Genomic DNA, 20,260 nt, shown 5'->3' on the forward strand with positions numbered 1-20,260 from the left:
TCCCATGCCGAACTCAGAAGTGAAACGCGGTAGCGCCGATGGTAGTGTGGCATTCGCCATGCGAGAGTAGGACACTGTCAGGCACCTATTTAGAAGAGGCCTCCCATTCGGGAGGCCTTTTTGCATTTCTGCGTTTCAAAAATCGGTCCTGCTATCGGCATTTTAGTAAAAATGCTGGGCTATCAAGACATTGCCCGTTACTCTTTAGCCGTTACCGATTAACACGTGATGCTGCCAGCGAGGTATTGATGGCTACGTTGAAGGAAATTGCACAGGAGGCGGGGGTGTCGCTCGCCACGGTATCCCGGGTACTGAACGAGGATCCCAGCCTGAGCGTCAAGGAAGAGACCAAGCAGCGGATCTTCGAGATTGCCGAACGGCTGGAGTACAAGACCAGCAGCGCCCGCAAGGGGGTTCACAAGAGCAAGCTGCACTTTCTAGTGGTCTATTCCTACCCGCAGAGTACCGAGGTTAACGATCCCTACTATCTCGCCATCCGTTATGGCATCGAGACCCAGAGTGCCCGTCTCAACATCGAACTGACCCACCTTTACAACTGTGGTGAAGGACGCGAGCTGACCGCCGTGGATGGTATTCTGGTGGTGGGGAGTCTCTCGGCCGAGCGTCTGGCGCAGTTGCGAACCTGCTCCAGCATGCTGGTCTTTGTCGATTCCCGTGCCATGGAGGAGTTCGACTCGGTCGATGTGGATCTCGCCCTGATCAGCCAGCAAGTGGTGGATTACTTTATCGCTCAGGGGCACCAGCGCATCGGCTATATCGGTGGGCAGGATGAAAATCCGGATCTGCGTGAGCTGGCCTTCAAAGATTATGGCCAGCGACTGGGGGTGGTGCAGGAGAGCGATCTCTATCGCGGGGACTTCTCCAGTGCCTCCGGCTACCGGCTGGCAAAAGAGATGCTGGCAGGGGATTGGCCCAAGGCGCTGTTCGTTGCCTCCGACTCTATCGCCATTGGGGTGCTGCGGGCCATCCACGAGAGGGGATTGTCGATTCCCCAGCAGATTGAGCTGATCAGCGTCAACGATATTCCGACCGCCAAGTTTACCTTTCCGCCGCTCTCCACGGTGCGGATCCACTCCGAGTTGATGGGCTCCCAGGGGGTTAATCTGCTGGTCGAACGGCTGCGTGACGAGCGTGATATTCCCCTTCGGGTACTGGTGCCGAGTCGCCTGACCCTGCGTGGCACCACTCGTTGATTTTAGTAAAATAAATTCTGTTTTAGTCGCGTCATCTTGCGGTGGCGCGGCCTCATCCCTTTATCATCCTCTCCCTTATTTCTCCTGATAAATTCATAATGCATTGTTTTACGGTGGTTTTAGCCATTTTTTGCCTGCATTTATCAACATCCATGCCATCACTGCCTGCTTTATCCCCTTTTATCCTCCGATTCTGATCTCGCTCACAAAACCATCCAGCCATTGTGATCAGGTTAAAACTTTACCGATCCAAAGCTGATATTTAGTAAATGTTTATCTAAAGTTTACCCAGTCAAAGTTGCCTTGTTCCGGGAGGACATGTGAATAACTGGGAAAACGTCCAATTCGTTGGTGAAAACAGGCTGGCTCCGCGTGCCTACTTCTTCTCTTATGCCGACCACGCGCTGGCGGCCACCATGCAGCGCGAGCTGAGCCGCCGTTTTCTGGGCCTTAGCGGTCAGTGGCAGTTCCACTACTTCGAGCACCCATTGCAGGTGCTGGAGGCCTTCTATCACAGCCCCATGAGCGAGTGGGGCCAGATCACTGTGCCCAACATGTGGCAGATGGAAGGGCATGGCAATCTGCAGTACACCGACGAAGGTTTTCCCTTCCCCATCGACGTGCCCTTCGTGCCGACCAACAACCCCACCGGCGCCTATCAGCGCAGCTTCACGCTTAGCCCGGCCTGGGATGGCGAGCAGGTGATCATCAAGTTTGACGGGGTGGAGACCTACTTCGAGGTCTATGTGAACGGCCACTACGTCGGCTTCAGCAAGGGGAGCCGCCTCACCGCCGAGTTCGACATCAGCGCCTACGCCAACATCGGCGAGAACCTGCTGTCGGTGCGGGTGATGCAGTGGGCCGACTCCACCTATATCGAAGATCAGGACATGTGGTGGATGGCGGGGATCTTCCGCGACGTCTATCTGGTGGGCAAACCGGCCGCTCATGTGCAGGACTTTTTCATCCGCACCGCGCTGGCCGAGGACAATCAAAGCGCTACCCTGAGCTGTGATATCCAGCTGGAAAATCTGGGGGCGGCTGCCCGTGATCACCGTCTGGTCTGGTCGCTGCTGGATCAGGGCAACGAGATCGCCAGCGGCTCGCTCGATCATCTCGCCATCGATGGCAAGTGTGATTGCCGCTTCACGCTGGATCTGGCCAATCCCCATCTGTGGAGTGCCGAAGACCCTTACCTCTATCAGTTGCAGCTCTCCCTCTACAACGGTCAGGGCGAGCTGCTGGAAGTGATCCCGCAGCGGGTCGGGGTGCGTGAAATCAAGGTCAAAGATGGGCTCTTCTACGTCAACGGCCACTACCTCAAGCTGCACGGGGTGAACCGCCACGACAACGACCACCTCAAGAGCCGCGCGGTCGGCATGGATCGTGTTGAACGCGATATCGTGCTGATGAAGCAGCACAACCTCAACTCGGTACGTACCGCCCACTACCCGAACGACCCGCGCTTCTACGAGCTGTGCGACCAGTACGGTCTGTTCGTGATGGCGGAGACCGATGTGGAGACCCACGGTTTTGCCAACGTCGGCGATCTCAGTCGCATCACCGACGACCCCTTCTGGGAGCCGGTGTTCGTGGATCGCATCGAGCGCCACGTACACGCCCAGAAGAACCACCCCTCCATCATCATCTGGTCGCTGGGCAACGAGTCCGGCTACGGCTGCAACATCAGAGCCATGTACCAGCGCTGCAAGGCGATCGACCCGACCCGGCTGGTGCACTACGAAGAGGATCGCGATGCCGAGGTGGTGGATGTGGTGAGCACCATGTATTCGCGCGTCTCCCAGATGAACTGCTTCGGCGAGTTCCCGATGGAGAAGCCGCGCATTATCTGTGAATACGCCCACGCCATGGGCAACGGTCCGGGTGGCCTGAGCGAATACCAGCAGGTGTTCGACCGCCATCCCCACATTCAGGGTCACTACATCTGGGAGTGGTGCGATCACGGCATTCTGGATCAGGACGAGCAGGGCCGCGCCGTTTACAAATACGGCGGCGATTACGGCGACTACCCCAACAACTACAACTTCTGCATGGATGGCCTCATCTATCCGGATCAGACCCCGGGGCCGGGCCTGCGCGAATACAAGCAGGTGATCTGCCCGGTCAAGGTGCGCGCGCTGGATCTGGCGAGCGGCAAGCTGGCGGTGGAAAACCGCTACTGGTTCTCCAATCTCGACGATATCCGCCTGCTGGTCGAAGTGAAGGCAGAGGGCGAGCTGCTGGCCAGCCAGCAGGTCCGGCTGGAAGGGATTGCCCCCGGTGCCACCACAGAGCTGCAACTCGAACTGCCCACGCTTGATACGCGGGAAACTTTCGTCCAGCTGCGGGTCATCAAGGCCACCGCCACTCGCTACAGCGCGGCGGAGCACGAGCTGGGCCAGTACCAGTTCCGGCTGAAAGAGTCGACTCGCCAGCTGCAGCCCTTTGCCAATCCCAACGCCACTGCGTTGCAGATTGCCGACGAGCGCCTCGTGCTGACCTTGAGCGGCAGCGGCTTCGCCCTGCGTTTCTCACGCCTCGACGGCAAGCTGGTGAGCTGGCAGCAGGACGGTATCGAGCTCATCGAGCGCTCGCCGCGTCTCACCTTCTTCAAGCCGATGATCGACAACCACAAGCAGGAGTACGAGAGCCTGTGGCACCCGAACCACCTGCAGATCATGCAGGAGCACTTCCGCACTCTGAGCTGGCGTCAGCTGGGTGGCGCGGTCGAGGTGACGGTCGAGAGCCTGATCGCGCCGCCGGTGTTCGACTTCGGCATGCGTTGCCGCTACGTCTACACCCTGAGCCCGAACGGCCAACTGCACGTGGCGCTGTCCGGTCAACCTTACGGCGGTTATGACGACATCATTCCCAAGATCGGCTTCGAGCTGGGCATTCGTCAGGATCTCGACCGGGTGCACTACTACGGCATGGGGCCGGGCGAGAACTATCAGGACAGCCGCCAGAGCAACTGGATCGACCGCTTCCAGAGCACGGTGGGCGAGATGTGGGAGCACTACCCCTTCCCGCAGGACAACGGCAACCGCCAGCAGGTGCGCTGGGCGACCCTGACCAACCGCCACGGCGCCGGTCTTTACGTGCGGCCCGATGCCCCCATCAACCTGAGCGTCTGGCCCTACAGCTGGGAGCATATCCACGCGGCGCAGCACATCAACGAGCTGGAACCGAGCGGCTATCTCACCCTCAATCTGGATCACAAGGTGCTGGGTCTCGGCTCCAACTCCTGGGGCTCCGAGGTACTGGACTCCTGGCGGGTGCGCTTCGAGCCGTTCAGCTTCGGCCTGACCCTGCTGCCCATCGCCCGTGGCAACCTCAATCCGGCTGCGCTGGCCGGGATCGATCTCACCATCAACGGCGGGAGGAACCTCGCATGATCACCCTGGACAACCTGACCCTGTTCAAAAATATCTACCGGGAGGGCAAGAAGTGGGGCCGCTGCGTGGAGGCCATCAACAACCTGGCCAACCTCAAGCCCGGCATCTGCCACTCCATCGGTGACTCCCTCACCTACCGCTTGCAGGAGGGGGCCAGCCCGGCCACCTCCCTGTTCGAGGGGCAACGCCGCTACTTCGACGTTCACTACTACCTGGAAGGGTCAGAGACGGTGGAGTGGGCTGCCAAGCGCGAGCTGGGCGTCGAGCAGGGCTATGACGACACCACGGATCGCGAGTGGCTGGCCGGTGAGGTGCGTGAGCGCCAGAAAGTCGGCAACGGTCAGGTGGTGATCTTCGAGAACGACGAGGCTTATCGGTTCGTCGGCGACGGGCCGGTGCGCAAGCTGATCATCAAGGTCACCGTCGAAGGCGGCTACTTCAAAAACAAATAACAAGCCGCTGTTTTTGCACTGATAAAAGCCGGAAGGGCGGGGCTCACCCTACAACTCATGCCCCGCCCTTTCGCGGAAATAACTACAGGTCTGGAGATGCACCATGTCTGATTCCAAACGGAATACGATAGGCAAGTTTGGTCTGCTGTCGCTCACCTTCGCGGCGGTATTCAGCTTCAACAACGTCATCAACAACAACATCGAGATCGGTCTGGCCTCGGCCCCGATGTTCTTTCTGGCCACCATTTTTTACTTCATTCCGTTCTGTCTGATCATTGCGGAATTTGTGTCACTGAATAAGAACTCCGAAGCGGGGGTGTATGCCTGGGTGAAGAGCTCCCTCGGCGGTCGCTGGGCCTTTATCTCCGCCTACACCTACTGGTTCGTGAACCTGTTCTTCTTCACCTCCTTGCTGCCGCGGGTTATCGCCTACGCCTCCTATGCCTTCCTCGGCTACGAATACATTTTCACCCCGCTGGCGACCACTTTCTTAAGCATGGTGCTGTTTGCCTTTGCCACCTATGTCTCCACCAATGGCGCCAAGCTGCTCGGTCCCATCACCTCGGTGACCTCGTCCCTGATGCTGCTGCTGACCCTCTCCTACATTCTGCTGGCAGGTGTGGCGTTAGTCGGTGGTGTACAACCGGCCGACCCCATCACGGTAGAAGCCATGGTCCCCGATTTCAGCTGGGCTTTCCTCGGTATTACCACCTGGATCTTTATGGCCGCCGGTGGCGCCGAGTCGGTGGCGGTCTACGTCAATGACGTGAAAGGGGGCTCCAAATCCTTCGTCAAGGTGATCATCGTCGCCGGGCTCTTCATTGGTGTGCTCTACTCCATCGCCTCCCTGCTGATCAACGTGTTTGTCCATAGCGACACCCTGAAATTTACCGGTGGCTCGGTGCAGGTGTTCGAGGGACTGGCGGCCCATTTCGGTCTGCCCACCGTGCTGATGAACCGCTTCGTCGGGCTGGTCTCCTTCACCGCCATGTTCGGCTCCCTGCTGATGTGGACGGCGACTCCGGTGAAGATCTTCTTCTCCGAAATTCCGGCCGGCATCTTCGGCAAGAAGACGGTCGAGCTGAACGAGAATGGCGTGCCCGCCCGTGCAGCCTGGATCCAGTACCTCATCGTGCTGCCGCTAATGGTGATCCCGACCCTGGGCTCCAACACCGCGCAGGATCTGATGAACACCGTCATCAACATGACCGCTGCCGCTTCCATGCTGCCGCCGCTGTTCATCATGCTGGCCTACCTCAATCTGCGCCTGAAGCTCGACCACCTGCCACGGGATTTCAAGATGGGCTCGCGCACCACCGGCATCGCCGTGGTGTCGGTGCTGATCGCCATCTTCTCGGTGGGCTTCCTCGCCTCCACCTTCCCGACCGGCGCAGACATCATGACCATCATCTTCTACAACGTCGGCGGGATCGTGATCTTCCTCGGCTTTGCCTGGTGGAAGTACAACCGCTACGAAGCCTCCCTGAGTGCTGACGCGCGGGTGAAAGAGGCCCAGCCGACCAGCCAGATTTCCGTCCGGGCATCCTGACGATAACCCTGACCAAACCGGCCCCCGTGGCCAGGAGAGATCAACCGGGTGGCTGCGGCCACCCGTTACCCGTTGCTCCCTTGAGCACAAGAACCGAACACAAGGAGAAAGAAATGAGCGAGACGATCGAGTTTGCCGAATTCAAACGGGTCGAGATGAAGGTGGGCAAGGTGCTGGAGGTGGTGCGCCACCCCGGGGCCGACAAACTCTACATCGTTCAGATCGACGTGGGCGGTGAGCGGCCACTGCAGACCGTCACCAGTCTGGTGCCCTACTACAGCGAAGATGAGCTGATGGGCAGCGAGGTAGTGGTGCTGACCAACCTCAAGCCGACCAAGATGCGCGGCGAGCGATCCGAGTGCATGTTGCTCTGCGCCGAGACCCCGGACGAGAGCCAGAGCGTGCTGCTGCAGCCCCAGGTGCCGATGGCGCCGGGCACCCCGATCGTCTGAATCACGGATTGAACGCCGGGGCAGCAGGGCTGCGCCGGTGTGTGAAGGGGCGCCATGAGCTGCCCCTCTGACCATAACAAGAGAGTAAACGGCGCGGCCAACTGGCCGGCGCCGAACACATTCAGAGTCATAGCGCCCCGTCCGAAGGGGCGTGAATCCACCGGAGGACATCATGTCTGAATCAGTACGCGGCACCATAGGCAAGTTTGCCCTGTTGTCGATGACCTTTGCCGCCGTGTTCAACGTGCGCAATATCGTCAACAACAACATCGAGCTGGGGCTCAGCTCCGCCCCCATTTTCCTGCTGGCCACGCTCGTCTACTTCGTGCCATTCGTCTTCATCATTGCCGAGTTCGTTTCGGCCAACAAAGATTCCGAGTCGGGGATGTACGACTGGCTGAAAAAGCCGCTCGGCACCCGGATGGCCTATCTGGGCTCCTTCCTCTACTGGTTTGTGAACCTGTTCTGGTTCGTCTCATTGCTGCCCAACGTCATCGCCTACGCCTCCTACGCCATGCTGGGCTATGAGTACAGCTTCTCGCCGACCGTCACCTCGATCATCTCCATCGTGCTGTTCGCGGCGGCGACCCATATCTCCACCAAGGGGGCGAGCTGGCTCGGCAAGATTGCCGAACTGGTGGCCTACGGCGTCTTTGCCCTGTTCGCCATCTATGTGCTGGGGGCCCTGATGGCGCTCGGTGGTGACCATGTAGCGGCCCAACCGATCACGCTGGAAGCCATGACCCCCACCGTCAACTGGGCGACCCTCGGCATCATGTGCTGGATCTTCCAGGCGGCGGGCGGTGCCGAAACCGCGGCGGCTTATCTCAATGACGTGAAGGGCGGCCAGAAGTCCTTTATCAAGGTGATCATCACCGCCGGTATCGTCATCGGCGCCATGTATGCGCTGGGTTCCCTGCTGGTGAACGTGTTCGTACCGCGCGAGAGCCTCACCTATGCCGGCGGCATGGTGGAGATCTTCACCGGCATGGCGCAGTACTTCGGGCTTTCCGAGACGCTGGTGGGTCGCGCGGTCGGTATCGTGCTGTTCATCGCCATGTTCGGCTCCATGATGATGTGGACCTCGGCGCCGGTGAAGATCCACTTCTCCGAGATCCCGCAGGGTGTCTACGGCGAGAAAACCACCCGCCTCAACAAGCACGGGGTGCCGGTGCGTGCCGCCTGGTGGCAGTTTGTCTTCGTGTTTGTGATGCTGGTGGTCAACGGCTTTGGCTCCGAGTCGGTGCAGCAGATGATGAACACCGCCATCAACCTCACCGCCGGTACCGCCATGCTGCCGCCGATCTTCATCATGGTGGCCTACTTCGTGTTCCGCTGGAAACATGACGACACCCCCCGCGACTTCCGCATGGGATCGCGCAAGTTCGGCATGGCCGTGGTGTCGGTGCTGATCGCCATCTTCGTGGTGAGCATGAGCGCCTCCGCCTTCCCGAGCGGGGTGGATCTGGTACGCGCCTTCTTCATCAACGTCTTTATGACCGCGGTCTTCTCGGCGCTGGCCTACTGGTGGATCTCCCGCTTCGAGAAGCGCCAGGCCCGCAAGCTCGGCGGCAATGAGAAGAAAAGCGGCAACGGCACGCTGGCCAGTCAGCGCTGATCGGCTGAGCGAAAAAACGAGACGGGCGGCCTGGGTCGCCCGTTTTTTTATCCATTTATCGCCGGTTTGGCGCTATCTGGCCGCGGGTCGTCAACTTCCGCTATTCGACAAAGCAAAGGCGTTAAGCATTGATGAACAATTAACCGCCACTCAACGTTGCGCCGCTTCGATATCGGGGTAAGCTGGGGGTTCGTTTCAACGGGAGGTGCCAGACACCTCCTGTTGTGTTTCTTGTCCTTCCCGATCCTGACCTTTTGCCAAGAAGGCAGGATGCGCTCTGATGGAGACCCCTTGTGCGTCTGGATCCCTTTACTGTTGTGCTGATTGCGGTGGTCACCCTGGCCTCCCTCTTCCCTTGCGAGGGGCAGGTAGCCGTCTGGTTCGGTCTGCTGACCAAGCTGGCGGTGGCGCTGCTGTTCTTCATGCATGGCGCCAAGCTGTCGCGCCAGAACCTGCTGGCGGGCCTCGGTCACTGGCGGCTTCATCTGGTTGTGATGCTCAGCACCTTCGTGCTGTTTCCGCTGCTCGGGCTGCTGCTTACGCCGCTGGTGCCCAGCTGGCTGAGCCCGGCCATCTACCTTGGCTTCCTCTATCTCTGCGCCCTGCCTGCCACCGTGCAGTCGGCCATCGCCTTTACCTCGATGGCAGGGGGCAATGTGTCGGCGGCGGTGTGCAGCGCCTCGGCCTCCAGCATCCTCGGCATCTTCCTCTCGCCAGTGCTGGTGGGGATGATGATCCACGTGCAGGGGGAGGGGATCGACACCTGGCACTCCATCCAGTCCATCATGATGCAGCTGATGCTGCCGTTCGTGGTGGGCCACCTGTCGCGCCCGCTCATCGGTCGCTGGGTCGACAGCCACCGCCCGCTCATCGGCAAGCTGGATCAGAGCTCCATTCTGCTGGTGGTCTACGTCGCCTTCAGCGAGGCGGTGGTGCAGGGGATTTGGCATCAAGTAGGCTGGTACGATCTGGCCAGTATCGTGCTGCTGAGCTGCGTCTTGCTGGCGCTGGTGCTCTGCTGGAACGTCTGGATCAGCCGTCGCCTCGGCTTCGACAAGGCGGACGAGATCACCATCGTCTTCTGCGGCTCGAAAAAGAGCCTCGCCAACGGGGTGCCGATGGCCAACGTCATGTTCCCGGCCGCCAGCGTCGGGGTCATGGTGCTGCCGCTGATGATCTTCCACCAGATCCAGCTGATGGTCTGCGCCGTGCTGGCGCGCCGCTATCACGAGCAGGGGCATTGATACTCGCGCCGTTTTTATTGCCATAACAAGAGGGAGGCCCGTTGGCCTCCCTCTTCTCATCTGCATGCCGACCGGCGGGTTAGCGTTTGCGCCAGACGGTCAGCTGCGCCACCGTGTGCTGGTATTTGCGGGCGGTCTCGCGGATGACGAAAGGCACATCCCGCGGCGGGCAGTGCTCCTCAAACTCCGCAGCCAGCAGCCGCTGCAGCGCCTGATAGGTGGTGAGCGCCTCGCCATTTTCGCGAATGCCGCCGAGCCAGTTGGCGGGCGGGGTATATTCCGCCAGCCAGGTGTAGGGGCTGGTGAGTACCAGCAGGCCACCGCTGCGCAGTCGGGGGGCGATATCCCGCAGGAAGCGGGCGGGCTCCCGCAGCCGGTCGATCAGGTTGGAGGCGAGCACCAGATCGTAGTGGTCATATTTGGGCTTGAGGTTGCAGGCATCCCCCTGACTGAAGTGGATGCGTTCAGTCTGACTTGCCCCCAGCCCGTGGCTCGACAGGCGCGCCTCGCAATACTCAACCAGTTCACCCTCCAGCGGAATGGCGTAGCGGAAACTGTCCTGACTGGCGAGGGCCAGCGCCACATCGATGAAGCGGGCCGAGTAGTCCACACCGTCCACATGCTGGAAGTGGCGAGCCAGTTCGAAGCTGGCGCGGCCGGTGGCGCAGCCGATATCCAGCGCCCGCTGGTGGTTGCTGCACAGCTCGCCTGCAAGATCAGCAAGCGTCTTGGCGTAGTTGGCTACCCCGAAGTGGCTCGGGCCGTACTGGAAGTCGAGGTACTGAGCGACGAGCGTGTCGGTTTCATAGGGATTCACGATAACGGGTTCCTGATAACGGGAGACCAGATAGCGGAAACCCGCATGCTGGAAGAAGTGACGCCTGAAGGCGTAACGGGATGATTTAAGCGCTTCGTTGCCTGTGCTGATCCAGCTGCCGCCCTTGATCAGGGTGTGCTTGCCATCAAAGGTGGGGGTGGAGAAGTCGTCGTAGAGCGGGTGGATTTTAAAGCCGTCGAAGCCATCGATGGCGGTGCTGGTCCACTGCCAGACATTACCCACCAGATCGAAGAACTCCCCTTGCGGGCAGGCATCCACCGGGCAGGAGGAGGCGAAACGGGCCAGATTGATATTGCCAGGGGCCTCCGTCCAGTCCGGCTGATCGCCGGGTACCTGCTCGCGCAGCAGCTGCCATTCCGCCTCGCTCGGCAGCTGGATGGGGAGTCCGGTCTGGGCCGCCTTCCAGCGGCAGAAGGCGGCCGCCTCCAGCTGGTTTACCTCCACCGGCCAGTCCCAGGGCATGGCAACCTGCTCTGTCATCAGCCGCAGCTGCAATTGCCCGGGCGCGGCAGGATCACCCACCCAGAAGGTGGGCATCTGCGCCTTCGCGTACTGGCTCCAGCTCCACCCCTCCTCATCCCACCACTGCTGCTGGTCATAGCCGCTCGCCTGTACGAAGGCGAGATACTCGGCATTGCTCACCAGCATGCGGCTGGCCTGAAACGGGGCCAGCTCGATATGGCGCTCGCCATATTCGTTGTCCCAGCCGTAGGTGGCGTCCTGCTTGCCAAGGCGCACCGTGCCGCCAGCCACCGGCAGCAGGCTGTTGGCGGGCACCTGGTCAATGCGGTGGCGGGCTTCGGTACAGGCGGGCCAATAAGGCTGCGGTCGCACCCAGTCGAGCGGCAGCTGGCGGATCAGTACGCTGGAGGTCTCGAGGTGGATGCGCTCGTGTTCTATTCCCATCAGGATCACCCAGGCCGGGCTCTGCCAGTCGATGGGTAGGGTGAGCGGCATCTGGCGGATGAAGTCGCACACCAGCGTACGGACTTTGGCCCGATAGCTGCGCAGCTCGCTGACTTTGGGCCAGTCGTAGTGGGTCTCGTCCAGATCGTCCCAGCTCATTTCGTCCACCCCGATGGCAACCATGGCCTCGATGCGGGCATCCAGCCGCTGATCGATCAGGCGTGCCGCCAGTAGCTTGTTGATAAAGAAGGCGGCGGTGTGGCCGTAGTAGAAGATGAGCGGGTGGCGCAGCGGGATCGCCTTGTTGAACCAGGCCCGCTCATCGGCCAGACAGTCGAACAGTGAGTCGTAGAGATCGAAGGTCTGGCAGAAGTAGGCGAGCAGCTCGCGCCGTTTCTGCTCGGGATCGCTGCCGGTCAGCAACGGGGTGCGAGTCGGCTCCGGCAGACCGGTGGCAGTGGAATAGAGAGGGCTTGCTTGGGTCACGCTCTGACTCCTTGTTGGCAGTGAAGACTGACAAGACAGTGGTAATGACATTACCGCAATGGAGAGCTTGGTACGCACGAAGTACCACTATTGGCTCAACAGACCGGTACGGCAATCAAAAATTGCCACGGGCTGTCAGCATAGTGACCGGCAGGACGGCCCGCCAATCAGCCATAAACATACCCGTTCGAGGATGGTTATTTTCACCAACATATGGTCTAAATGACTCTCTAAATGCTGAGGTTGGTGCAGGGATAAATGATTATTTCCTTTTTAATCATGCGGTTGACTTTTTGGCGCACGCATTGCAGAGCATGAAAACCAATTGGCCCCGGATGGCCAATAGATAACGAGGAGAGTGGTGATGAAGTGGATGATGGTTGTCATGCTGGTGGCAGGGCTCAGTGGTTGCAACTGGCTGGACGAAACCCGGATCAGCGGTGCTGGCGCCGTGATCGAGCGCCAGCACCCGTTGGGCGAGAGGGTGACCCGGGTGTTGGCGGGCGTGCCTGCCACCCTCTATCTGGTGGCGGGGGAGCCGCGCGGCATCCTGATCAAGGGGCCGGAGAACCTGCTGCCCTATCTGGTGCTGACCGAGCGGGACGACAAGCTGGAGATCGAGGTGAAGGAGGGTTACCGGCTCGACCCCACCGAGCCGCTGGAGCTGACCATTACCCTGCCCGAGCTCCATGAATTGGCGCTGGCGGGCATTGCCAGCGGCGAGTTGAGCGGCTTCAAGGGGGATTCGCTGGTGCTGTCGGTGGCCGGGGTCGGTGACCTGACAGCCAGCGGGCTGGAGATGAACCGGTTGGAAGGCAATATTGCCGGTGCGGGCAGTCTGGATCTGGGGGAGGGATCGGCCAAAGCGCTCACGCTGAACATTGCCGGTTCGGGTGATATTCAGGGGGGCAATCTCAAGGGTGAGGAGGTCGAGGTCAATATCGCCGGCAGCGGAGATGTGGAGGTGCGGGCACAGGATCTGCTCAAGGTCGGCATCGCGGGCTCGGGGTCGGTCAGCTATTGGGGCGCTCCCCGACTGCGTAGCGAGATCGCCGGTTCCGGCGATGTGAGTCGTGTCGGCAGCTGATGCCAACCGATCACCACAACCCCCAACTGAAATAGGCCCGTTACGGGCCTGTGTTGATCAGAGGTGGCGGGCGTGAAAGCGCAGGTGCGCCTCGATAAAGCTCGCCACGAAGTAGTAGCTGTGGTCATAGCCCTCGTGGCGGTTGAGCTCCAGCGGCCACCCCTTGCTGGCGGCTACCTCTGCCAGCGCATCGATATGCAGCTGCTCGGCGAGGAAGGGATCATCCAGCCCCGCATCCACCAAGGTTGGCAGCGGTGTGACCGATTGGTGGCGCAGCAGCTGGCAGGCATCCCACTCCTGCCACAACAAGGGATTGCTACCAAGGTAGGCGCCAAGCGCCTTCTGGCCCCAGGGGCAGCGGCTCGGGTGGCAAATCGGGCTGAAGGCCGAGACCGAGCGGTAGCGACCTGGCTCCCGCAGCGCAGCGATCAGCGCCCCGTGACCGCCCATGGAGTGGCCGCTGATGGCGCGCTGGGTCGAGACCGGGAAGTGGGTCTCGATGAGTTCGGGCAGCTCGCGGGTGACGTAGTCATACATCTGGTAGTGAGCCTGCCAGGGGGTCTGGCTGGCATTGACGTAAAAGCCTGCGCCCATGCCGAGGTCATAACCGGGATCGTCCGCTACGCCGTCGCCGCGGGGGCTGGTATCCGGCGCCACCAATGCAATGCCGAGCTCGGCGGCGATGCGCTGGGCGCCCGCCTTCTGCATGAAGTTTTCATCGGTGCAGGTGAGGCCGCTGAGCCAGTAGAGTACCGGCACCTTCTGGCCGGTGAGGGCCTGGGGCGGCAGATAGATGGCAAAATTCATCTCGCAGCCGAGCACGCTGGCGTGGTGGCGATAGCGCTTGTGCCAGCCGCCGAAGCTCTTGTTGCTGCTGATAATCTCCAGATTCATCGAAGGACTCCTGCACCCCGCCCACGAAGGCGGGCGGGGCGATCATGCTCAGTAGTGGATGACGGTGCGGATGCTCTTGCCTTGGTGCATCAGTTCGAACGCCTCGTTGATCTGCTCCAGCGGCATGGTGTGGGTGATGAAGTCATCGAGGCGGAATTCACCCTGCATGTAGCGCTGCACATAGCTCGGCAGTTCGCTGCGACCGCGAACCCCGCCGAAGGCGCTACCGCGCCAGACCCTGCCGGTCACCAGCTGGAACGGACGGGTGCTGATCTCCTGACCCGCTCCGGCGACGCCGATGATGACCGACTCGCCCCAACCCTTGTGGCAGCACTCCAGCGCTGCACGCATCACCTTGACGTTGCCGATGCACTCGAAGGAGAAGTCGACGCCGCCGTCGGTCAGCTCGACGATCACCTCCTGAATCGGTTTGTCGTAATCGTTCGGGTTGATGCAGTCGGTGGCGCCCAGCTTGCGCGCCAGCTCGAACTTGCTCTCGTTGATGTCGATGGCGATGATGCGACCAGCCTTGGCCAGACGGGCGCCGATCACCGCCGAGAGGCCGATGCCCCCCAGCCCGAAGATGGCGACGCTCTCACCCTCTTTCACCTTGGCGGTGTTCATCACGGCACCGATGCCGGTGGTGACGCCACAACCGAGCAGACAGACCTCTTCCAGCGGGGCGGCCGGGTCCACCTTGGCGATGGAGATCTCCGGCAGTACCGTGTATTCGCTGAAGGTGGAGGTGCCCATGTAGTGATAGATGGGCTGGCCATCTTTCGAGAAGCGGGTGGTGCCGTCCGGCATCAACCCCTTGCCCTGGGTGGCGCGGATCTTCTGGCAGAGGTTGGTCTTGCCGGATTTGCAGAATTTGCACTCGCCGCACTCGGGAGTGTAGAGCGGGATCACGTGATCGCCGACTTTGACGCTGGTGACCCCTTCGCCGACGGATTCGACGATGCCGCCCCCCTCGTGGCCGAGAATGCAGGGGAAGACCCCTTCCGGATCTTCACCGGAGAGGGTGAAGGCATCGGTGTGGCAGACGCCGGTGGCGACGATGCGCACCCGCACCTCGCCCGCTTGCGGCGGCATGACCTCAACCTCTTCGATGGAGAGGGGCTGACCCGGGCCCCAGGCGATGGCGGCTTTACACTTGATGCTTTGAACCTGTGCCATGAATGACATCCTTCTTGTTGAGCAGGGTGAACAGAGATGAGTTCGGACATTCAGTGTAGTTTCCCGCCGATTTGGTGATAATGAGGGCAAATCTCAAATCACTTTTACACACAGGTAATAATGTTCGGCTGGGAAGGGATCTGTGAATTTGTCAGCGTGGCGGAGCAGGGGGGCTTTACCCCGGCGGCGCGCAAGCTGGGAGTATCGGTGGCGCAAGTGAGCCGTCAGGTGGCGCAGCTGGAAGATCGGCTGCAGGCCAAGCTGCTGCTGCGCACCACCCGTCAGGTGCGGCTCACCGAGCTTGGCGAGATCTACTATCGCCACTGCCGTCAGTTGCTCGATAACCTCTACGAGGCGGAGCTGGCGGTGGGGCGCCATCAGGCGGTACCGCAAGGGTCGCTGCGCATCACGGCCCCCGTCTCCTACGGCGAGAGCCGCATCGCCCCGCTGGTGAACGACTTCATGGTGCGCTTCCCCCAGCTGGAGGTGACCCTCAACCTCACCAACCAGCTGCTGGATCTGGTGCACGAAGGCTACGATCTGGCGCTGCGGCTCGGCCATCTCAAGGATTCGACGCTGGTGGCACGCAAGCTGGCGCAGCGGGTGCCCTATGTCTGCGCCTCCCCGGTTTACACCGCCCGCCACGGCATGCCCAACGGCCTCTCCGAGCTGACCCGTCACACCTGTCTGGTGGGCAACAGCGACGAGTGGCATTTCACCCTGGATGGTCGCCCCCACAGCGTGCGGGTGCGTGGCCTGTTGCAGTGCAACAGTGGCCACGCCCTGCTGGATGCGGCGCTCAAGGGGATCGGCATCATCCAGCTGCCGGACTACTACGTGAGCGACCATCTGGCCCGTGGCGAACTGATCGAGCTGCTGCCCGAACTGCGGGCCCCGGCGGAGGGGATCTGGGCGCTCTATCCTCACAACCGCCACCTCTCCCCCAAGGTGCGGCTGCTGGTGGACTATCTGGCCGAGCGGCTGAGCGATCCTCATCAACCGGCTCTGGTGATGCCGATAGGCTAGGGCGCTTCCCGCCCGTTGACTCTCCGACGGCTGGCGGCAAACCCTATAGCCGGAAAATAAAAGAGCCCTTGATGAACAAGGGCTCTTTTGCAGGTAACAACCGGATAGTCAGCGACCCATCACTCGATGTTCTGGATCTGATTACAGAATGGACTGTAAATAGCTATAAAAATCATATATATGATGTAATTTTTCTTATTTTTAAGAAAAAACTACCCAAAGTACTACCCAGGCAATGGTGATAGCCCCCTGTTTATGCTGAACCATCCCCACGCAGGCCAAGTAGAGGTGGGAAAAGTGGGAAACCGGGAAAACTGGGCCTGGATGTGAGGCGGCAATGGTTGGTGCTTATGTTTTGTCTCTGGCCAGGATTCATTTCACTTGGTTGACTACCGAGTTAAACGCTGCGCTCTGGTGCTGAGCCCATCCAGAATCGAGTCCGCAATCTGGGCGGGAAATGTATCTGGTAACTGCTGACGGACGGCCGAGATCACTTCATCCAGACTACTGGCCATTTCGTTTAGGATCATTTCCATTTGCACCTTTTCAAATCCAACCGCTTTGGCAGTCTGATAGAAATGGCGAGGAAATATCTGCTCTATCGCATATTTCTTGCCCTTGGTCGCGGTCAGGCCCATGGCCAGCTTTGCATCGCGTGGGTGTAGACCTCGACCACCAAACGCGGGATACATGGAGAGGATGTCGTAAAATGGTGTCAGACGAAAACGCCCTTCCGGTTCGATAAACACCGAGAAATTCTTGGCATGGCCATCGGTGGCCGCCAGCAGCCAGAACAGGACCTGAGATTTCATGAACAGGTAGCGATCCTGTTCTGGTGTCGCAGAGCCCAGCAAGGTTTTCATGATGTCAGTGATCCCCGGTCCTCCATGGCTCTCGTATTTCCGTGCTGACGGAACATTCAATACCTGACAGAAATCTTCTTGGGGAAGGCGCATGATCCAACTGCGATCGGCAGCGTAACGTCTGTCGAAGCGTTCCACAGCCAGTGCTTTGACCTGGCCAACCTGCATCATGAAGCAGTGAGGTACGGGTAGACCAAACTCCTTGGCAATCAGAGTGCAGATATATTCATTTTCTACGCTCTGGGAGAGGTCTATCGAGTAGGAGTGGCTTTCAATCTTGCCGATAGGGAGTTTGATAATGTGGGTTGTCGGCGTTGCGTTGAGTGGCAAGTACCAACGGCCATCGAGATAGAGCAGCGCAGTCTTTTCTTGCGCCCCGGCGATAGAGATCCGGAACTCCTCTTGCTCCCTGACCATCCCCAAAGGGATTCCTGATTTGTAGCTGGTCAGGATCTGCTCGAGCTCGTCATCGGAAAGTGCTTTGTAGTCGATTCGCCTGACATCTGGAACTTCGTGCCCTTCGGTAACCAGCTGTAATGCCCCTACGCTATCCTGGCCAATGCAACTGAGCAGATCGAAGGGCTGGGTTGATGCCGCTTGATAGCGTGCTACAACCCTGTTCCTCACCTCCGTATTATCTGGCAGCAGGTTGTCGAAGAAGTTATAGGCTTCATCGCCCCGGTAGCGCTGATGGCGCAATGGCATGGAGAGTGAGATGGGACGGCTGCCTGGTTGTGCTAACCATGACACATGGTACTGAAACTGATGGGCGCCGCTGGTAGTTTTGGTAAATGTGCCGACCCGATAGCCGTTCATGTAGGCAGCCAGATTGGCCATTACCACTCCTCCTTCCAGCCTGATATAGGGCTGTCGGATGACTCATTGCGGGGTTTGATATCCAGTGACAACTCGAGTGCTGCGAGGATCTTGAACAGGGTCTCCAGCTTGGTGGACTCAGGGTTGAGCTCGAAGCTGGATACAGTGTCTTGCCTAATCCCCACTTTCTCGGCCACTTTACCCTGGGAAAGCTTTTGCGAAAGCCTGGCATCCTTGATACAGGCGCTCAGCTGCTTGGCGCTGGTTACTTTCATGATTTGACTACCTGGTAGCGTGCGTTCTTCCAATTTACACGCTATGGCAGGTATATCAATATTTACCTGTTATAGAAGGTAAATATCATTTACGCGCCATAGACGGTATTTAACATTTATCCCCTATAGCGGGTAAGAGAACTGCAAACGGAGAGATGACGTCGAAGTTTCAATCAATATGGGCAGCCAACCAGTCGAGCCCCTGTTTGCCAAAGGTAAACAGCTGGTCGCTATAACCCTGGCCAATCACGCTGCGAATAATCTCGGGATTGATATTGAGATAGTCGTGCACCAGCGCATTGCGAAGGCCAATGATCTTGCGCCAGCCGATCAGCGTGTCGGGGGATAGCTCGCCACGCTGGGCCAGGATTTCGAATGCCTGGTAGGCATCCTGTGGGGTATGGCCTGCCAGCGTTTTGGCCCAGTGTTTTGCCACGCCAATGCAGGCTTCGATAGAAACCTGTAGGGTGCGCTCGGCGGCGCGGTACTCCAGATTGGAAAGCGCACGCAGCGCCAGAATAGCCCGGATCTCTGACAGTTCGGCCTGATAGCGCGACAGGCTGATGCGCAAAGCGCCGATATAGGCGTTATCGCTCATCTCTACTCCTCTGAATGATGCTTGCTTATATCGGCCTGGCGACAGGGATAACCAAGTTCCATCTGCGACATGATCCGCGCCTCCTCCTGCAAGCGTCGCCCCTCATCACGGCTATAGAGAGGACGATTGGCATCGACCACGGCAAAGGCCAACGGAATGGGGGCCTGATTGATATCGACCACCGAGAGTTTCCCTTCCGCCAGCCCCAGGGCGCGTTGCCACTCCAGCGCCAGCAGTTCGGGCCGCAATCGGTTCTCCAGCGCAGCGCCCAGAGGCCCACTCTGTTTGACCGGATCGAAAGCTACCGCCAGATCCCAGTCGCTGGAGGGCCCAGCCGTCCCCTTGGCGCGGGAGCCGTAAAGCCAAAGCACCTGCACTTGGGGGTTGCTGCTGGCGAGGAAAATCAACTGTTCGAGCATGTCGCTATCGAGTTTCATATTTGGCACTGCCATTTGGTCATTCGATACAGAACTACTGGTTGGTATGGTGCCACATGGCTGGGCTTTTGTACGTAACTTCCAATAGGCTTCATCGAGCCTGCCAAAGCTGGAATGCTATGCAACTCTGGGTTAGACATCATAAATAAAGACTAAAACGTAACATTTTGATTTGTTGTGGTTATTTTTAAACTTTAACCCCCAAATAGCCAGTTTTAACCCCCAAACAGCTAGTTTTAACCCCCAAACAGCTAGTTTTAACCCTCAAGTTGCTCCGTATTCATTCTCCAAAGAATTTCAAATTTTGGTGTTCAGTAGCTATCGCATAGGCCTATCGTGCAACAAACCTACCGCTGGGTTTATCGTGCAATGAACCTACCGTACAAATAAGCAAAACGGGATAGTTTTCCCTACGCAAGGTAATAAACGCACGATGAAAACACCGTGGTGGACTCTTTTGGATTATCACCGATGGGGATATACGAATTATCGTGCTGCGAACTTACTGTTTTTATGCGTAACGTGCAGCAAACCTACCGAAGGGAGGATTTGTGGCCCGCCAGAAGGTAGGCCTATCAAGAAATTAGGGGGCCCTGGATAACAGAGCCGAAGAGAACCTAGTGTCATCACCAGTAAGGTGGCTGGGAGAGGACTGAGTCTAGGGCTGCAAAGTAAGTATGACAGCACTAACCAACTCTTCAAAGTGGCAGAGAAAAAACAGGAATTATTGTGAGGGACGCTACGCATTATCGTGCAGCAAACCTACCGATCCTGACTGAAGTATGTGGGTGGTCTGTATCAAGCGTTCAAAGAAAACTCAAAAGCGATCTATTGGTGAAGGCGCAGACTTGAAGTGTTGTCATTTTCAGAAGACGACTGCACCAGTTGATTGGGCGTAATGGCTGTTGTGCAGCCAGCTCCTGACAGTTCAATA

At 59.1% G+C, this 20,260-nt stretch carries 16 protein-coding genes and 1 rRNA gene; 10 read left to right on the forward strand and 7 right to left on the reverse strand.

The genetic code is table 11. From position 1 onward, the window contains the following. The 8 genes from rrf to PG888_RS20365 form a co-directional block, all read left to right on the forward strand. A 5S ribosomal RNA gene (gene rrf / locus PG888_RS23240) occupies window positions 1-83 on the forward strand; the annotation flags it as partial. A gap of 165 nt (window positions 84-248) precedes the next feature. Continuing rightward, on the forward strand, window positions 249-1,214 hold the full coding sequence (gene ebgR / locus PG888_RS20335; protein WP_058052078.1) for a transcriptional regulator EbgR: 966 nt from the start codon (window positions 249-251) through the stop codon (window positions 1,212-1,214). 320 nt (window positions 1,215-1,534) lie between these two features. Next, on the forward strand, window positions 1,535-4,609 hold the full coding sequence (gene ebgA, locus PG888_RS20340; RefSeq protein ID WP_270694165.1) for a beta-galactosidase subunit alpha: 3,075 nt from the start codon (window positions 1,535-1,537) through the stop codon (window positions 4,607-4,609). Continuing rightward, the gene (locus PG888_RS20345; protein WP_163130080.1) at window positions 4,606-5,061 is read left to right on the forward strand and encodes a beta-galactosidase subunit beta; all 456 of its coding nucleotides are present in this window, start codon (window positions 4,606-4,608) and stop codon (window positions 5,059-5,061) included. The genes ebgA and PG888_RS20345 overlap by 4 nt, the downstream gene beginning before the upstream one ends. 103 nt (window positions 5,062-5,164) lie before the next feature. Then, the gene (locus tag PG888_RS20350; protein WP_058052075.1) at window positions 5,165-6,610 is read left to right on the forward strand and encodes an amino acid permease; all 1,446 of its coding nucleotides are present in this window, start codon (window positions 5,165-5,167) and stop codon (window positions 6,608-6,610) included. A 113-nt stretch (window positions 6,611-6,723) separates the two neighbouring features. Then, a complete protein-coding gene (locus PG888_RS20355) occupies window positions 6,724-7,062 on the forward strand; it encodes a tRNA-binding protein (RefSeq protein WP_270694167.1) in 339 nt (112 codons plus the stop codon). A gap of 172 nt (window positions 7,063-7,234) precedes the next feature. Next, on the forward strand, window positions 7,235-8,680 hold the full coding sequence (locus PG888_RS20360; protein WP_270694168.1) for an amino acid permease: 1,446 nt from the start codon (window positions 7,235-7,237) through the stop codon (window positions 8,678-8,680). A 293-nt stretch (window positions 8,681-8,973) separates the two neighbouring features. Beyond that, the gene (locus PG888_RS20365; RefSeq protein ID WP_058056266.1) at window positions 8,974-9,924 is read left to right on the forward strand and encodes a bile acid:sodium symporter family protein; all 951 of its coding nucleotides are present in this window, start codon (window positions 8,974-8,976) and stop codon (window positions 9,922-9,924) included. A gap of 79 nt (window positions 9,925-10,003) precedes the next feature. Here PG888_RS20365 and ovoA read toward each other — a convergent pair whose 3' ends face one another. Further along, complete coding sequence (gene ovoA, locus PG888_RS20370) at window positions 10,004-12,154, reverse strand: 5-histidylcysteine sulfoxide synthase (RefSeq protein ID WP_270694171.1); 2,151 nt, start codon at window positions 12,152-12,154, stop codon at window positions 10,004-10,006. 364 nt (window positions 12,155-12,518) lie between these two features. Here ovoA and PG888_RS20375 point away from each other — a divergent pair, with 364 nt between their 5' ends. Then, entirely contained in the window at window positions 12,519-13,241 is a 723-nt protein-coding gene (locus tag PG888_RS20375; RefSeq protein ID WP_270694172.1) for a head GIN domain-containing protein, read from the forward strand. 57 nt (window positions 13,242-13,298) lie between these two features. Here the strand turns inward: PG888_RS20375 and fghA are convergent, their stop codons facing one another. Then, window positions 13,299-14,135: an S-formylglutathione hydrolase gene (gene fghA / locus PG888_RS20380; protein ID WP_270694173.1), complete on the reverse strand. Its 837-nt coding sequence runs from the start codon at window positions 14,133-14,135 to the stop codon at window positions 13,299-13,301. A 48-nt stretch (window positions 14,136-14,183) separates the two neighbouring features. Continuing rightward, window positions 14,184-15,311: an S-(hydroxymethyl)glutathione dehydrogenase/class III alcohol dehydrogenase gene (locus PG888_RS20385; protein ID WP_167573485.1), complete on the reverse strand. Its 1,128-nt coding sequence runs from the start codon at window positions 15,309-15,311 to the stop codon at window positions 14,184-14,186. Between the two features lie 120 nt (window positions 15,312-15,431). Here PG888_RS20385 and PG888_RS20390 point away from each other — a divergent pair, with 120 nt between their 5' ends. After that, window positions 15,432-16,337 (forward strand): LysR substrate-binding domain-containing protein, encoded by a 906-nt coding sequence (locus PG888_RS20390; RefSeq protein WP_270694177.1) that lies wholly within the window; start codon window positions 15,432-15,434, stop codon window positions 16,335-16,337. A gap of 389 nt (window positions 16,338-16,726) precedes the next feature. On the opposite strand, the gene PG888_RS20395 is transcribed toward PG888_RS20390, so the two are convergent. The 4 genes from PG888_RS20395 to mntA all read right to left on the reverse strand — a co-directional run bounded on the left by PG888_RS20395 (window position 16,727) and on the right by mntA (window position 19,341). After that, window positions 16,727-18,037, reverse strand: coding sequence for a type II toxin-antitoxin system HipA family toxin (locus tag PG888_RS20395; protein WP_202043297.1), 1,311 nt, complete (start codon window positions 18,035-18,037; stop codon window positions 16,727-16,729). Beyond that, window positions 18,037-18,291, reverse strand: coding sequence for a helix-turn-helix domain-containing protein (locus tag PG888_RS20400; protein WP_042656123.1), 255 nt, complete (start codon window positions 18,289-18,291; stop codon window positions 18,037-18,039). The genes PG888_RS20395 and PG888_RS20400 overlap by 1 nt, the downstream gene beginning before the upstream one ends. Window positions 18,292-18,460: 169 nt before the next feature. Next, window positions 18,461-18,889: a type VII toxin-antitoxin system HepT family RNase toxin gene (gene hepT / locus PG888_RS20405; RefSeq protein ID WP_257712445.1), complete on the reverse strand. Its 429-nt coding sequence runs from the start codon at window positions 18,887-18,889 to the stop codon at window positions 18,461-18,463. A 2-nt stretch (window positions 18,890-18,891) separates the two neighbouring features. Continuing rightward, window positions 18,892-19,341: a type VII toxin-antitoxin system MntA family adenylyltransferase antitoxin gene (mntA, locus tag PG888_RS20410; RefSeq protein ID WP_270815958.1), complete on the reverse strand. Its 450-nt coding sequence runs from the start codon at window positions 19,339-19,341 to the stop codon at window positions 18,892-18,894. Window positions 19,342-20,260 lie beyond the last annotated feature (919 nt).

Source organism: Aeromonas sp. QDB23, assembly GCF_027707745.1.
Classification (GTDB): Bacteria; Pseudomonadota; Gammaproteobacteria; order Enterobacterales; family Aeromonadaceae; genus Aeromonas; species Aeromonas allosaccharophila.